Consider the following 13,760-nt stretch of genomic DNA (forward strand, 5'->3'; position numbering starts at 1 on the left):
CGACGGGTCGGCCCACCCGGCGGCGGGCCCCCTCGCGCTGCTCTGCGCCTCGGTCGCGGCGGCCGCCGGGGCCGGCGGCCTCTCCCTGCTCCGCGGCGGCGCAGGACCGGCTACGCCGCCAGGTCCCGCTCCTCGGGAGAACCGGACGACCCCCGGGCCTCAGGAAGCTCCACCGCGCCCGGAGCCGGCGCCACAGCCTTGGGCGCCCACACCAGCCAGGCCACCCGGGACCGGCCGACCGCCCGGGCCACCGGGGTGAGCAGCGCCGACGCGAGCGGCGAGAGCAGCAGCGCCACCGCCGTGCCCAGCGCGAAACCGCCGATGACGTCGGTCGGGTAGTGCACGCCCATGAAGACCCGGCAGAACCCCTCGGCGACGGCGAGCGCGATCCCGGCCAGGCCCAGCCTGCGGTTCGCGACGAAGAGCGCGGCGCCCATGGCCATCGCCAGCGTGGCGTGGTCGCTGACGAAGGAGAAGTCGTTCTTGCCGTCCACCAGGACGGTGAGCCCGTCGTGGTCCTTGAACGGGCGCGGACGCTCCACGAACGACCGGATCGGCACGTTCACCAGGACCGCGGCCGCCGCCGCGAGCGGCGCCCACACCACGGCGGCGACGGACGAGGCGGCGTCGTCCAGGGCGCCCCGCTTCCGCGCCCCCCACCAGGCCCACACCACCACGAGCACGAGGCCGAGCAGGATCCCGTACTCACCGACGAACTCCAGGGCCCGGTCGAACCAGCCCGGAGTGGAGCCGGTCAGGCCGTTGATGTCGTAGAGCAGGGAGACGTCGGGGTTCGACCCGGAACTCTCGAGTGCCTCGAGTCCAGCCATGGTTCAACGGCCCCTTCGTCTTCAGCCACCCCCGTGGTCTTTTACCGCTTCAGGAAAAGGAACGCATGCTCCCACTCCCTACGTTCCACACTCCACCGAACGATCACGCAGACGTTACCGAAGAGAGATGCAAACCCGCAGCTCAGGGCCGGGCGTTAACGGAGAGTTCCAGCCACGTCACACTTCGGGCGAGGCGCTGGGAAGCGCCTCGGCCCCGGCCTCGGTGACCCGCGTCGCCCCGAAGTAGTCCGGGGTGTCGACCGGGTCGAAGCGGATCACCGCCCCGGGCCGCGGCGCGTCGATCATGTAGCCGCCGCCGACGTAGATCCCCACGTGCCGGATGGCGCGGCTGTTGGTGAGGTCGTCCGAGAAGAAGACCAGGTCACCGGGGAGCAGCTCGTCCCGCTTGGGGTGCGGCCCGGCGTTGTACTGGTCGTTGGCGACCCGCGGCAGCCGGACCCCGACCGTCTCGTAGGCGGCCTTGGTCAGCCCGGAGCAGTCGAAGCGGCCGCCCTGGTCCGCGGTCCCGTTCCCGCCCCACAGGTAAGGGGTGCCGAGCTTCTTCTGCGCGTAGTAGATGGCCGCCGCGGCCTGCTGCGAGGGCTGCACCCGCCCGACCGGCCGCGCGAAACTCTTCTCCAGGGTCGTGATGGTCTTCACGTAGTTCTGCGTCTCGCGGTACGGCGGCACACCGTGGTACTTGATGACGGCGTACGCCCCCGCGTTGTACGCGGCCAGCATGTTCTTCGTCGCGTCGCCGGGCGCGTCCTTCACGTACGAGGCGAGCTTGCAGTCGTACGAGGCGGCCGAGGGGATCGCGTCGTTCGGGTCCCAGATGTCGCGGTCCCCGTCTCCGTCCCCGTCCACGCCGTGCGCCGCCCAGGTCCCGGAGATGAACTGCGCGATGCCGTACGCCTTCGCCGGCGACGTGGCCTTCGGGTTGAACCCGCTCTCCTGGTAGAGCTGCGCGGCGAGCAGGGCCGGGTTGATGGCCGGGCAGAGATTGCCCCACTTCTGCACCAGCGGCTGATAGGCGACGGGCACCGCGCCCTTGGCGAGCCCGACAGCGCCCTGCCCCACCCCGTTGGTCAGGCTGCCGGCCGCCATGTACGTACCGAGGACGAGCAGGCTCAGGAAGCCCGTGCCCCCACAGACGGCCGACCCCGCGACGATCCACGCCTTACGCACCGTCAACCGCCTCTCGCCGCACGGGAGTCCACCGGCCCTTCAGTCTAGGGCCGCCCCGGCCGCCTGACCGGCGGTTCACCGGCGGAACGCCGACGGCGGACACCACGGACCGTCATTGCCCGGCGTGACCAGGCGTGATACACAGAGTGACCATACGTTCCTTCGCATACGGAACCGCCCCGCGAGGCGGCCCGGCCGCCTCCGGAGCGTAGGAACTCGGCCAAGGAATGGCGTCAAGTGTGCAGGCATCAGCGCCAATCTGGGTCAGAATGGGCCTGACCTCTGCGCTGCGGCGGGGGCGACAGAACTACCCACATGGGGCGGTGAGTTACACATGCTGCTGGCAGCCGAAAAAGGCGACATCACGACCATCATCGGCGGGATCGCCCCCGACTGGGGCCCGTTCGGGACCCTGGGCAACGAGGCACGCGTGATGATCGAGGTCGTGATGGCGGTCGCCATCCTGCTCTGTCTCGGCATCGCGATCTGGGGCGCCGCGAAGCAACGGATCGGGGCCACGGCCCTGCGCGACACCTTCAGCGCCGAGCAGGGCAAGGGCCTGATCATCGCGGGCCTGACCGGGGTCTTCATCATCGGGTCCCTCGGCACCCTCTTCACGATCGTGTACGGCATGGCCGTCTAGCCCGCGCTCGGGGCCCGCGCCGCCGTCCCGCGGCGCACGTCCCGTCAGTTTGCGACCGGTCCCCTCCGGTTACTCCGAACAGTCCCCTACACATCCGTCCCGTCGTGCCCACCGGCTGAGGTTGCGTCTCCCTGATGTCGAGTCACCACACCGCGCCCGCGCGGCATTCCGCACGGCTACCGTCGTATGCGGCGGATCCGGCGGTTCAGCACGAGGTTGAGGGGACGTGCACCCAATGAGTCTCGACAACGGGCACGACGACGTCTACGGAGGCACCGGCCAGACCCGCACCCGCCTCCCCGAGGGCGAGGGCGAGGGCGGCTACGGCGGCGGGCGCAGACCGGGGCGGTCCCCGTCCCGGTCCCTGGTCACGGTGGTCGGGGTCGTGGTCCTGCTGATCGCGGCGATCGCCTTCGCCAACCGCGGCGACGACAGTGCCTCCGGCGGCGGTGCCGACTCCCCCGCGGGCCCGCACGCCACCCCCACGGCCCCGACCGGCACGAAGCCGGTGGGTTCGGGGTTCGCGCATGATGAGCAGGGGGTGCAGTCGGCTGCCGCCAATTACGCGGTTCAGCTGGTCTCCGCCGACATCCTCAAGCCCGACCGTCGGCCCGGCATCCTGCAGCGGCTGTTCGTCGCCGACAAGGTCAGCGCTCTCCAGGAACAGTTCGACAAGGCGTACTCGAAGGACTTCCTGGCCAAGGTCGGCCTCGATGAGAACGGCAACGCCGCCACCGGACAGACCTACGTCTCCCGGACCGTGCCGGTCGGCACCAAGACCACCGCCTATGCGGACAGTACGGCCACCACCGAGATCTGGTGCACCGGTGCCTTCGGCACGGCCGGGACAGGCTCGAAGACCCCGGTGACGAACGACTGGTTCACCATGACACTCAAGCTGCGCTGGGTGGACGGCGACTGGAAGGTCGAGAGCTTCTCCCAGAAGGACGGCCCGTCCCCCGTGAACGGCGACAACAAGGTCTCCTCGGCCGACGAGATCGCCAAGGCCGTCAGGGAGTACGGAGGGTTCACTTATGCCCGGTAGCCGTCTGACTCTCAAACTCACCGGCGCGGTACTCACCGCACCGACCGCGGCGGTGCTTCTTTCGACCCGGGCCGTCGCGGTCCCCGACGACAGATGTGACCTCATCGTCGGCGCCGCCAAGGCGTACTGCGAACGCGGCGATAAAAGCCGCGGCACCGGCACCGGCGGCAGCTCCGGCGGAACCATGCCCCCCGACACCACCAACCCCCTGGACCCCCTCTCCAGCCTCGCCAAGGGCTGCGCAGACGCCGCGTCCTGGACCGTCGACCAGCTCAGCGAAGCCGTCCGCAAGACCGCCGAGGTCGACTTCACCAACCCCAAGTTCCTCCAGCAGTACGCGGTCGTCTTCGCGGCGTCCGCCGTGCTGACCCTCCTGCTGTGGCTGCTGGCCGTGGCGAAGAGGGCCGTGCGCGGCGTACCGCTGACCACCGCCATCTCCGAAGCCGTCGGCTTCCTCTGGCTGACCGTCCTGGCCTCCGCCTTCACGCCCCTGATCCTGTACACCGTCGTCTCCGCCACGGACGGCGTCACCGACGTACTGGCGAAGGCGACGGGCCAACAAACGGACACGTTCTTCGGCACGTTCTCCGAAGCCCTCAAGAAGGGCGACGACATCGGCGGCGGCCCGATCATGCTGATCGTCGTGTCGCTGGTCTCCATCGTCGCGGCCGGCGTGCTCTACCTGGAGCTGTACCTGCGCGCCGTCCTGCTCTACGTGGGCGCGCTGCTCGGCGTCGTCGTCTACTCCGGGCTCGTCGACAAGAACCTGTGGGGCCACGTCCGCCGCTGGGTCGGCATCATGATCGCGATCATCCTGGTCAAACCGGTGATCATCATCGTCCTCGGTCTCGCCGGAGCCCTCTCCGGCAGCGACGACGGCCCCGACTCGCTGGCCGCGGTCGTCTCCGGCCTCGCCATCGTGCTGCTCGCCATCTTCGCCAGCGGAATGATCTACCGCTTCGTCCCCGGCTTCGGCGACGAGATGGCCAACGTGCGCAAGAACCGCATCATGCAGGGCGCCGAGGGCAAGGCGGCCGCCGCGTTCACCTCTCCCGCCGCCCTCGTCTCGCAGGGCATCAAGACCCACAGCGCCCGCGCGGACAACGGCGGCGGAGGCGGAGGCGGAGCCGGCCAGGCCCGTCCGGCCGGCCCGGTGTCCGGCGGCATGGCCGCGCACAGCACCCGCCCGGCCGGCGGGAGCGGCGGCGGATCTGTCCCCTCCGCCGCACCTCCGCCCCGCACCAGTCCCACCAACACCCCGCACGCGGGCAACCGCGGCGGCGGGGGCAGCAACCCCGGCTTCAACAGCAACGGCAAACCGCAAGGAGGTGCAGGGCGTTGACGACCCAGTCCCACGTGTCCCCTCCGGTCACGCCCCGCCGTACATATCTCATCGGCCGCGCCCGGCCGAACGCGATCGTCGGCAGGAACCGTGAGTCCGGTGAGCTCGCCCTGATCATCGGCGGGGCGTTCCTCGGCATGATGTGCGGGCTGCTCGTCCCTGTCCTGTCCCTGCGGATCGTGCTGCTGATGGGCTTCCCGCTCCTCGCGCTCGCCGCGGTCTACGTCCCGTACAAGCACCGCACCTTCTACAAGTGGTTCGAGATCAACCGCAGCTACAAGCGGTCCCTCAAGCGCGGCACCGCCTACCGCTCGCGCGCCATGGAGGCCGGAGTCCGGCTCGACGGGCGCGAGGTCGAGGTCGGGCCGCCGCCGGGAATCGGGCGCCTGACCTGGCTCGCCGCGCCGTTCGGCCCCGACGAGATCGCCGTGCTGCTCCACGCCGACCGGCGCACCGTCACCGCCGCCATCGAGATCGAGGGACCCGGCGTCGGCCTGCGCGACTCGGAGGACCAGGAGGCGCTGGTCGACCGGTTCGGCACGCTCCTCAAGCACGTGGCGAACGGCGACGGGTTCGTCACCCGCCTCCAGATGCTCGCCCGCACCCTGCCCGCCGACCCGGACGCACACGCCAAGGACGTCGCCGTGCGCGGCGACGACCGGGCGCTGGGCTGGCTCCAGGAGTCGTACGACCAGCTCCAGTCCATGGTGTCGACCAGCAGCGAGCAGCACCGCGCCTACCTCGTGGCCTGCATGCACTTCACGCGCGAACTGGCCGCCGAGGCCAACGCGATGGCGCGCGCCACCCGCCCCAAGGCCGGCAAGAAGGTCGACCGGGACGCCGGGCTCGCCGTCGTCATGGCCCGCGAGCTGACCGACATCTGCTCGCGCCTCCAGGAGGCCGACATCCGGGTCCGCCAGCCGCTCGGCCAGGGTCGGCTCGCCTCGCTCATCCACTCCATGTACGACCCGGACCACCCCATCGACCACATCCAGGCGATGACCAAGCGCAACGCCTGGCCGGCCGAGCTGGACGCGATGGAGCCCACCTACCTCCAGGCCAAGACGCGCGAGTCCTCGACCCGCGCGCCCTGGTGCCACGCCACCGCGTGGGTCAAGGAGTGGCCGATGACGCCGGTCGGCGTCAACTTCCTCGCGCCGCTCCTCGTCCACACCCCGGACGTCATCCGCACCGTCGCCGTCACGATGGACCTGGAGCCGACGGAGGTGGCCATCGAGCGGATGCTGACCGAGAAGACCAACGACGAGGCGGAGGCGTCCCGCGCCGCCAAGATGAACCGGACCGTCGACCCGCGCGACATCGCCGCCCACGGCCGCCTCGACCAGCGCGGCGAGGACCTGGCCAGCGGCGCGGCCGGGGTCAACCTCGTCGGGTACATCACCGTCTCGTCCCGCAACCCCGACGCGCTCGCCCGCGACAAGCGCACCATCCGGGCCTCGGCCGGCAAGTCGTACCTGAAGCTGGAGTGGTGCGACCGCGAGCACCACCGGGCGTTCGTCAACACCCTGCCGTTCGCGACCGGCATCCGACGGTAGTCCCGTGTCCCACAAGGCCAGAAGGTAGGCGCTGCTCATGCGGGATCCGTTGTCCCTCCTCACGGATGCCTTCACCTCCTTCCTGTTCGGGAAGGTGGAGACGACCCGGCTCCCGGTACGTACGTCCACCGGGCAGGCCCAGGCCGTCTACCTGCCGACCGCCGCGCCCGGTCTCGGTGACTCGGGCGTGATCATCGGCCGTGAGGTGTACTCCGGCAAGGGCTACATCTACGACCCCTTCCAGCTCTACGGGCAGCAGCTGCCCGCCCCGCACTGGCTGGTCCTCGGCGAGTCCGGGAACGGCAAGTCGGCGCTGGAGAAGACGTACGTCCTGCGCCAGCTGCGCTTCCGCGACCGGCAGGTCGTCGTCCTGGACGCGCAGGGCGAGGACGGGGTCGGCGAATGGAACCTCATCGCGCAGGAGCTGGGGATAACTCCCATCCGGCTCGACCCGACCGCCGCCCTGGACATGGGCATCCGGCTCAACCCGCTCGACCCCGCGATCACCACGACGGGCCAGCTGGCGCTGCTCCGCACGATCATCGAGGTCGCGATGGGGCACGGCCTGGACGAGCGCTCCGGCTTCGCGCTCAAGGTCGCGCACGCCTATGTGAACGCGACGATCGTCGAGCGCCAGCCCGTCCTGACCGACATCGTCGAGCAGCTCCGCCACCCCGAGCCGGAGTCCGCCGAGGCGATGAACGTCGCCATAGAGGACGTACGGGCCTGGGGCCTGGACGTCGCGCTCGTCCTGGACCGACTGGTCGACGGTGACCTGCGGGGCATGTTCGACGGCCCGACCACGGTCGGCATCGACCTGGACGCCCCGCTCATCGTCTTCGACCTCTCGCACATCGACCGGAACTCGATCGCGATGCCGATCCTGATGGCGATCGTCGGCGTGTGGCTGGAGCACACCTGGATCCGCCCCGACCGCAAGAAGCGCATCTTCCTGGTCGAGGAGGCGTGGCACATCATCAACTCGCCTTTCGTGGCCCAGCTGTTCCAGCGGCTGCTGAAGTTCGGCCGCCGCCTCGGCCTGTCCTTCGTCGCGGTCGTCCACCACTTGAGCGACGTGGTGGACGGCGCGGCCGCCAAGGAAGCGGCGGCGATCCTCAAGATGGCCTCCACGAGGACGATCTACGCCCAGAAGGCGGACGAGGCGCGCGCCACCGGCCGGGTCCTCGGCCTGCCCCGCTGGGCGGTGGAGATCATCCCGACCCTCACCCCCGGCATCGCGGTCTGGGACGTCAACGGCAACGTGCAGGTGGTCAAACACCTCATCACCGAGACGGAACGGCCGCTGGTCTTCACCGACCGCGCGATGACCGAGTCGTCCGAGGCCACGCTCAACGACGACGCGCTGCACGCCGCCGAGCTGGAGGCGGAGGAGCGGGCCGCCTCCTTCGTGGAGCAGCGGCTCAGCGACACGTCCGAGTCCACGGTGGCCTGAGCGTGCGGGACGAGCGGCGGTACCGCGACGAGCAGGGCCGGGGCATCCCCGACGGACTGCTGATCGGCGTCCTGGCGTTTCTGCTGGGCATGACGGTCATGGTGTGGACGGCGACGGGCCTCGCGGGCCTGTTCGCCAAGGGGGCGTGGCCGACCAGGGTGACGTTCGGTCATACGCCGCTCGCCATCCGCTCGTTGGTCGCCCGCCCGCACGACGTCCCGGGCGCCTGGCCGGCGACCCCGGAGGGGCAGCTCTCCGGCTACGGGCTCTTCTGGGGTCTGCTCATCGGGCAGCTGATGATCCTGGTGGTACTGGCGCTCTTCGTGGCGGGGACCGTGGCACGGTGGCGAGCGGTCCGCCGCGCGGCCACCACGGACCGGCCGCACCCGCGACCCGGTTCCGACAAGCCCCGCGACGGTGTTCCACCGGAGTTCCGCCCCCTGGAGTCCGCATCCGGGGCCGGTCCGGTGGCGGGGGCCACGGCGGTCGATGGCGTGCCGGTGTCAGGGGCTGCGGCCGCTGGTGGCGCGGGACCGGCATCGGGAGCGACACCCGCTGCCGGGCCGGGGACCTGGCCCGGGGCGGACCCCGCGCTAGCGCCCGGAGCGAGGCCTGCCGCCGCGCCGGGAGCCTGGCCCGGGGCGGGTGCCGCGCCCATGCCGGGAGCCACTCCTGCCACAGCGCCGGGAGCCACGCCTGCCGCAGGAGCCTGGCCCCCGGCGGGAGCCACCCCCGCGGCCGCGCCCGGAGCTTGGCCCGCCTCCGCGGCCACGCCCACCCCAGCCGCCTCGGTCGAACCGACAGCAACACTCACCCCAGCCGCCTCGACCGGCCCCGCAGCCGCACCCGCCCCGCCTGCCCCAACCGGCCCGGGCACCCCCCTCACCCCAGCCGACCTGACCGCCGTACCCACTCCACCCACCCCGGGCACCCCGCTCGCCCCAGGCATCCCAGACACCCCGGGCATCCCGGCCAGCCCAGCATCCGCACAGGCCCCGCCAGGCACCGCACCGGCCCCGGCCCCCTCGGGGGCCCCCGCCGTCCCCGCCCCCCGCAGCGCGAGGGGCCCCCTCCTCCTCGGTGCCCCGGCCGACCGGCACCCGCTGGCCGCGGCCGCGATCCAGGACGCCGAGGGCCCGGCCCTGGTCATCACCTCCGCCCCGCAGGTCTGGGCGGAGACGAAGGACGCCCGGGCCAAGCTGGGCCCGGTCCTCCTCTACGACCCGACGCACCGGTGCGACACCCCCGCCCGGACGCACTGGAACCCGGCGGCGGGCTGCACGGACAGAGCCACAGCGGCCACCCGCGCGGCAGCGCTCCTCGCCCCGATACGGCCGACGGCCCGCCTGGACTCGGCGGTGGCGGAGACGGCCGAGACGCTGCTGCGCAGCTACCTGCACGCGGCGGCGGTGGACGGAAAACCGTTCCGCCACGTCCACCGCTGGGCCCAGGGCAACCAGGTCCAGGACGCCGTACGCATCCTGCGGACGAGCCCGAAGGCGGCGGCGGGCGCCGCGGGCGAACTGGAGGCGGCGCTCACCTCGCACCCGGAACGCCGGGACGTGGCACAGGAGTTGACAGCACGCGCCCTGTCCGCTCTGTTCACGGTGCACGTCCGCGAGGCGTGCACGTTCAACCGAACCGACGCGCTCACCCTGGATTCTTTCGTGGACGAAGGGGGCACGCTCTATGTGGTCGGTGAAGCCATCGAGGACCCGAAGGCGAACCCGGGCGCGATGCCCCTGCTGACGGCCCTCGCCTCAAGCGTGGTCGAGCACGGCCGCCGGATGGCCGACAGGTCACCCGCCGGTCGGCTCGACCCACCAATGACGCTCGTCCTGGACGACGTCGCGGCGGTGGCTCCGCTTCCCCAGCTGCCGGAGCTGCTCGCCTCCGGAGCGGACCGGGGCCTGCCGACCCTGGCCCTGCTCCGGTCCCGGGAGCAGGGCCGCAGCCGCTGGCCGGACGCCGAACTGCCCTCGCTCTAGGACCCGCCCCGCCCACCCCCGTAGAGCCGCAGGAACGCGCGGACGCCGCTCTCCACCCGCGCGTCGACCTCGCCCTGACTCATCGGCACGACCCCGAAGAACGTGTCCACGGTGACGGAGCCCGCCGTCAGCAGCGTGAAGTACCGCGCCGCTTCCCCGGCATCGGAGTCACCGAGGGCGAGCAGCCCCCGCGCGCCCAGCTCCACGAAGTGCACCCGCACCGCCTCCGTGGTGGCCCGGGGCCCGATCCGCTGCCACTCCTCGAGGACGTCGGCCGGCAGATGCGCGCCCTCGGCGATGATCTGCCGTACGAGCAGCATGTGCGGCGCGTGCTCGGCGCGCCGCTCCATCCACTCGCGCGCGAGGGCGGTGATGTCGGCCTCGATGTCCGTCACCTTGCCCAAGTGCCGTGCGACGAGAGCGGAGTAGGCGGCCGTGACGCTCGCGGCGCTGTCCAGGAGCACGGTGCGGAAGAGGTTCTCCTTGCCGCCGAAGTGGTTGTAGAGCGTGCGCGTCGACACCCCCGCCTCGGCCGCGATCTCGTCGATGCCCGCGCGCGTGTAACCGTCGCGGCCGAAGACGGTGCGCGCACCGCGCAGCAGCGCCTGCCGTTTCTCCACCGTGCCCTTGCGCGGCTCCGTACCGCCCTGTCCCGCTCCACCGCTCTCCGCCGCCATCGCGCTCCCTCGTCGCCGTCCGGCCTCAGCACAGAGACCTAGGTACAACGACCGTTGTATCAACTACAACCGTCGTTGTACTTTACCGCCATGGCACACGACCCCGAAGGAGCGCCGGCCCCCGCCTCTGGAGCCCGCCGCCCGACCGTCACCCTGCTCGTCGTCCTCCTCGGCATGCTCACGCTGCCGATGGCCATGTCCGGCACGACCGTCGCCCTGCCCCGCATCGGCGCCGACCTCGACGCCAGCGGCGCGCCCCTGCAGTGGGTCGTCGTCGGCTACTTTCTCGCCGCGTCCTCGTTCATGCTGGTCGCGGGGGCGCTCGGCGACCTCTACGGCCGCCGCCGGGTCCTCACGCTCGGCGCCGCCCTCTACACCGCCGGCACCCTGGCCTCCACCCTCGTCCCGCACATCCTGCTCCTGGACGCGACCCGCCTGCTCTCCGGCATCGGCGCCGCGGGCGTCATGGCGGGCGGCGGCGCGCTGCTCGGCGCGACCTTCACCGGCCCCGCCCGTACCCGCGTCTTCGCCGCGCTCGGCACCACGGCGGGGCTCGGCCTCGCCTTCGGGCCGACGTCCTCCGGCTGGCTCGTCGACGCACTCGGCTGGCGCGCCGCCTTCCTCTTCTACGCCGCTGTCGGCGCGGTCATCCTCCTCGGCACCCGCCTGATGAGCGAGTCCCAGGCAGGGACGCGGCCCCGCGTCGACAAGGCGGGCGCGGCGACGTTCATCACGGGCCTCGCCCTCGGCCTGTTCGCCGTCACCCAGGGCTCCACCGCCGGCTGGACGTCACCGGTCACGCTGGTCGCCGCGGTGGCGGCCCCGGCCCTGCTCACCACCTTCGTCCGCGTCGAGCGGCGCCTCGCCCGCACCGGCCACGGCCGCCCCATCCTCGACCTGGGGCTCACCCGCAACCCGGCCTTCCTCGGCTGGGCCGTCGGCTCCTTCGGCCTGGGCGCGGGCACGGCCGGCGTCCTCACCTTCCTGCCCACCTACCTCCAGGGCGTCGACGGCGCCACGGCCCGTACGGCAGGACTGACGCTCCTGTGGATGACCGGGCCGGTCCTCGCCCTGCCCCCGCTCGGCGCCCGCCTCGTCAACCGGGGCCTGCCCGCCCGCCACCTGATGGTCTTCTCCCTGCTCCTGCTGGCCGCGGGCAACGCATGGCTCACCACCCTCCACCCCGGCATGTCCGCCATCGCCCTCGCGGGTCCCCTGCTCACCATCGGCGCGGGCCAAGGCCTGTCCACCGGCATCACCGACGCGCAGGCCATGGCGATGGTCGCCCCCTCCGAGATCGGCATGGCCGCCGGTTTCCTCAACACGGTCCGCGGCGCCACCGGCGCCGTCATGCTGACGGTCTTCGGCGCCCTCCTGCTCGCCTCGGTCGAGTCCCGCGTCGGCCCCGGCCCGCTCGCGGCCCGCGTGACCGCGGGCACGGGCGGCCACGCGCCGGAACTCACGGCCGCATGGCACATGACGCTCTGGACGACGACGGCCCTGCTGACCGTCCTGGCAGCCGTCACCTCGGCCCTCCTCACCAGGCCCACCCGCCAGAGCCGCGCGGGCCACCGCGACCGGCCCGCCGCACAACGCACCACCCCCACGGCAAACGCCAAGCCCGAGCCCTCGCCCACCCCCTGACGCAACGCGCATCACACCGCGCAACACACCGCGTGACCCACCCCACCAGACCGCACCCCACCCGAGAGGACCCCACATGAACCCGCCCACAACCACCGCCATCACGGCCCCCACTGCCCCCACCACCCGCCCTCTGCGCGTAGCGATCGTCATCGGCTCCACCCGCGACGGCCGCCTCGCCCCCACCGTCGGCGCCTGGTTCACCGACCGGGCCAGGAACCACACGCCGGACACCCACTTCGACGTCGTCGACCTGACCGAGCTGAGCCTGCCCGACCACCACCCCGCCTGGGGCCACCAGCCCACCCCGGAACAGGCCGAACTGGCCGCCCGCGTGGACGCCGCCGACGCCTACGTGATCGTCACCCCGGAGTACAACCACAGCTTCCCGGCCCACCTGAAGCACTTCATCGATCTCCACCGGGCGGAGTGGCAGGCCAAGCCGGTCGGATTCGTCTCGTACGGCGGTGTCGGCGGCGGTCTCCGGGCGGTCGAACAGCTCCGGCTCGTCTTCGCCGAGCTGCACACCGTCACGGTCCGCGACGGCGTCAGCCTCCACCGGGTGAGCGCCGACCACTTCGGCACGGACGGCGCGGTCCATGAGCTCCAGGGTGCCGGCGAGGCCGCCAAGGTCCTGCTCGACCAGCTCGACTGGTGGGCCCACGCCCTGCGCACGGCCCGCGAGAACCGCCCCTACAACTGAGTTGCTACTACGGCTGCCACACCATCTCGTGGTCCACCTTGGGGGGGTAGCCCGGATTCGGGACGGTCCCTCCGGTGCGGACGAACCCGAACTTCCGGTAGAACCCGGCGGCCCGCGCATTGTCCTCATGGACGTGCAACCGCACCCGCGTCACCCCGTCGATCCCCAGCGCCCAGTCCACCGCCGCCGAGAACAACGCCTCGGTCAGCCCCCGCCCCCGCGCCCCGGACCGCACGAACACTCCGACCAACTGCGCTTGGCGCCGCTCGACGACCCGACCATAAAAATCCTCGGCCCCGGCCTCTTCGATCAACGCGACGACCGTCCCGTCCCAGCCCCCGTCGCTCCGCACCGCCACGAACTGCCGCACAGCCGTCCCTTGCGAAGCTCCCGCAACCCGGTCCTTCCAGAACGCGTCCGGCTGCGCCGACGCCTGCTCGTACGTCTCCATAAACGCGAGCGGCGCCACCGGATCGCGTAGCGCCGCGAGCCGCAACTCCTTCACCGCAGACCATTCGTCGGACCGCACGGCACGGATCTCATATTTCATGCGCCGCAGACTAATACCGCAGCGACCGCTCCCGAAAAGGGTTTGTCCCTGAACGCAGAAAACCCCCGTCCGGTATCCCCGGACGGGGGTTTTCTCAAAAATAGTTCGGCGGCGTCCTACTCTCCCACAGGGTCCCCCCTG

Annotated in this window: 12 protein-coding genes; 8 read left to right on the forward strand and 4 right to left on the reverse strand. The window is 71.8% G+C overall.

Annotation, left to right across the window (positions count from 1 at the left end; all coding sequences use genetic code 11):
* Positions 1-110: 110 nt before the first annotated feature.
* Entirely contained in the window at positions 111-830 is a 720-nt protein-coding gene (locus tag ABZY33_RS13610; RefSeq protein WP_356491705.1) for a phosphatase PAP2 family protein, read from the reverse strand.
* Between the two features lie 177 nt (positions 831-1,007).
* Positions 1,008-2,018, reverse strand: a complete 1,011-nt coding sequence (locus ABZY33_RS13615; RefSeq protein ID WP_356491706.1) for a bifunctional lytic transglycosylase/C40 family peptidase — start codon at positions 2,016-2,018, stop codon at positions 1,008-1,010.
* A 334-nt stretch (positions 2,019-2,352) separates the two neighbouring features.
* Here ABZY33_RS13615 and ABZY33_RS13620 point away from each other — a divergent pair, with 334 nt between their 5' ends.
* The 6 genes from ABZY33_RS13620 (at position 2,353) to ABZY33_RS13645 (ending at position 10,045) form a co-directional block, all read left to right on the forward strand.
* Positions 2,353-2,661, forward strand: a complete 309-nt coding sequence (locus tag ABZY33_RS13620) for a hypothetical protein (RefSeq protein WP_188337772.1) — start codon at positions 2,353-2,355, stop codon at positions 2,659-2,661.
* A 235-nt stretch (positions 2,662-2,896) separates the two neighbouring features.
* On the forward strand, positions 2,897-3,706 hold the full coding sequence (locus tag ABZY33_RS13625; protein ID WP_356491707.1) for a hypothetical protein: 810 nt from the start codon (positions 2,897-2,899) through the stop codon (positions 3,704-3,706).
* Positions 3,696-5,048, forward strand: coding sequence for a hypothetical protein (locus ABZY33_RS13630; RefSeq protein WP_356491708.1), 1,353 nt, complete (start codon positions 3,696-3,698; stop codon positions 5,046-5,048). The genes ABZY33_RS13625 and ABZY33_RS13630 overlap by 11 nt, the downstream gene beginning before the upstream one ends.
* On the forward strand, positions 5,045-6,604 hold the full coding sequence (locus ABZY33_RS13635; RefSeq protein WP_356491709.1) for an SCO6880 family protein: 1,560 nt from the start codon (positions 5,045-5,047) through the stop codon (positions 6,602-6,604). The genes ABZY33_RS13630 and ABZY33_RS13635 overlap by 4 nt, the downstream gene beginning before the upstream one ends.
* Before the next feature lie 37 nt (positions 6,605-6,641).
* The gene (locus ABZY33_RS13640; protein WP_356491710.1) at positions 6,642-8,057 is read left to right on the forward strand and encodes an ATP-binding protein; all 1,416 of its coding nucleotides are present in this window, start codon (positions 6,642-6,644) and stop codon (positions 8,055-8,057) included.
* Between the two features lie 2 nt (positions 8,058-8,059).
* Positions 8,060-10,045, forward strand: a complete 1,986-nt coding sequence (locus ABZY33_RS13645; protein ID WP_356491711.1) for a type IV secretory system conjugative DNA transfer family protein — start codon at positions 8,060-8,062, stop codon at positions 10,043-10,045.
* Here ABZY33_RS13645 and ABZY33_RS13650 read toward each other — a convergent pair.
* Positions 10,042-10,722, reverse strand: coding sequence for a TetR/AcrR family transcriptional regulator (locus ABZY33_RS13650; RefSeq protein ID WP_356491712.1), 681 nt, complete (start codon positions 10,720-10,722; stop codon positions 10,042-10,044). The genes ABZY33_RS13645 and ABZY33_RS13650 overlap by 4 nt on opposite strands.
* Positions 10,723-10,812: 90 nt before the next feature.
* On the opposite strand from ABZY33_RS13650, the gene ABZY33_RS13655 reads away from it, so the two are divergent.
* The gene (locus ABZY33_RS13655; RefSeq protein ID WP_356491713.1) at positions 10,813-12,366 is read left to right on the forward strand and encodes an MFS transporter; all 1,554 of its coding nucleotides are present in this window, start codon (positions 10,813-10,815) and stop codon (positions 12,364-12,366) included.
* Between the two features lie 76 nt (positions 12,367-12,442).
* Complete coding sequence (locus ABZY33_RS13660; RefSeq protein WP_356491714.1) at positions 12,443-13,069, forward strand: NAD(P)H-dependent oxidoreductase; 627 nt, start codon at positions 12,443-12,445, stop codon at positions 13,067-13,069.
* A 7-nt stretch (positions 13,070-13,076) separates the two neighbouring features.
* Here ABZY33_RS13660 and ABZY33_RS13665 read toward each other — a convergent pair whose 3' ends face one another.
* Complete coding sequence (locus tag ABZY33_RS13665) at positions 13,077-13,619, reverse strand: GNAT family N-acetyltransferase (RefSeq protein WP_356491715.1); 543 nt, start codon at positions 13,617-13,619, stop codon at positions 13,077-13,079.
* Between the last annotated feature and the right edge of the window lie 141 nt (positions 13,620-13,760).

It is taken from the genome of Streptomyces sp. NPDC006552 (assembly GCF_040611655.1).
Taxonomy (GTDB): domain Bacteria; phylum Actinomycetota; class Actinomycetes; order Streptomycetales; family Streptomycetaceae; genus Streptomyces.

Excerpts from the sequence above, each read along its gene's own strand:
- ABZY33_RS13610 (WP_356491705.1), bottom strand. The coding sequence starts at position 830 with ATGGCTGGACTCGAGGCACTCGAGAGTTCCGGGTCGAACCCCGACGTC.
- ABZY33_RS13620 (WP_188337772.1), top strand. The coding sequence starts at position 2,353 with ATGCTGCTGGCAGCCGAAAAAGGCGACATCACGACCATCATCGGCGGG.
- ABZY33_RS13625 (WP_356491707.1), top strand. The coding sequence starts at position 2,897 with ATGAGTCTCGACAACGGGCACGACGACGTCTACGGAGGCACCGGCCAG.
- ABZY33_RS13630 (WP_356491708.1), top strand. The coding sequence starts at position 3,696 with ATGCCCGGTAGCCGTCTGACTCTCAAACTCACCGGCGCGGTACTCACC.
- ABZY33_RS13640 (WP_356491710.1), top strand. The coding sequence starts at position 6,642 with ATGCGGGATCCGTTGTCCCTCCTCACGGATGCCTTCACCTCCTTCCTG.
- ABZY33_RS13650 (WP_356491712.1), bottom strand. The coding sequence starts at position 10,722 with ATGGCGGCGGAGAGCGGTGGAGCGGGACAGGGCGGTACGGAGCCGCGC.
- ABZY33_RS13655 (WP_356491713.1), top strand. The coding sequence starts at position 10,813 with ATGGCACACGACCCCGAAGGAGCGCCGGCCCCCGCCTCTGGAGCCCGC.
- ABZY33_RS13660 (WP_356491714.1), top strand. The coding sequence starts at position 12,443 with ATGAACCCGCCCACAACCACCGCCATCACGGCCCCCACTGCCCCCACC.
- ABZY33_RS13665 (WP_356491715.1), bottom strand. The coding sequence starts at position 13,619 with ATGAAATATGAGATCCGTGCCGTGCGGTCCGACGAATGGTCTGCGGTG.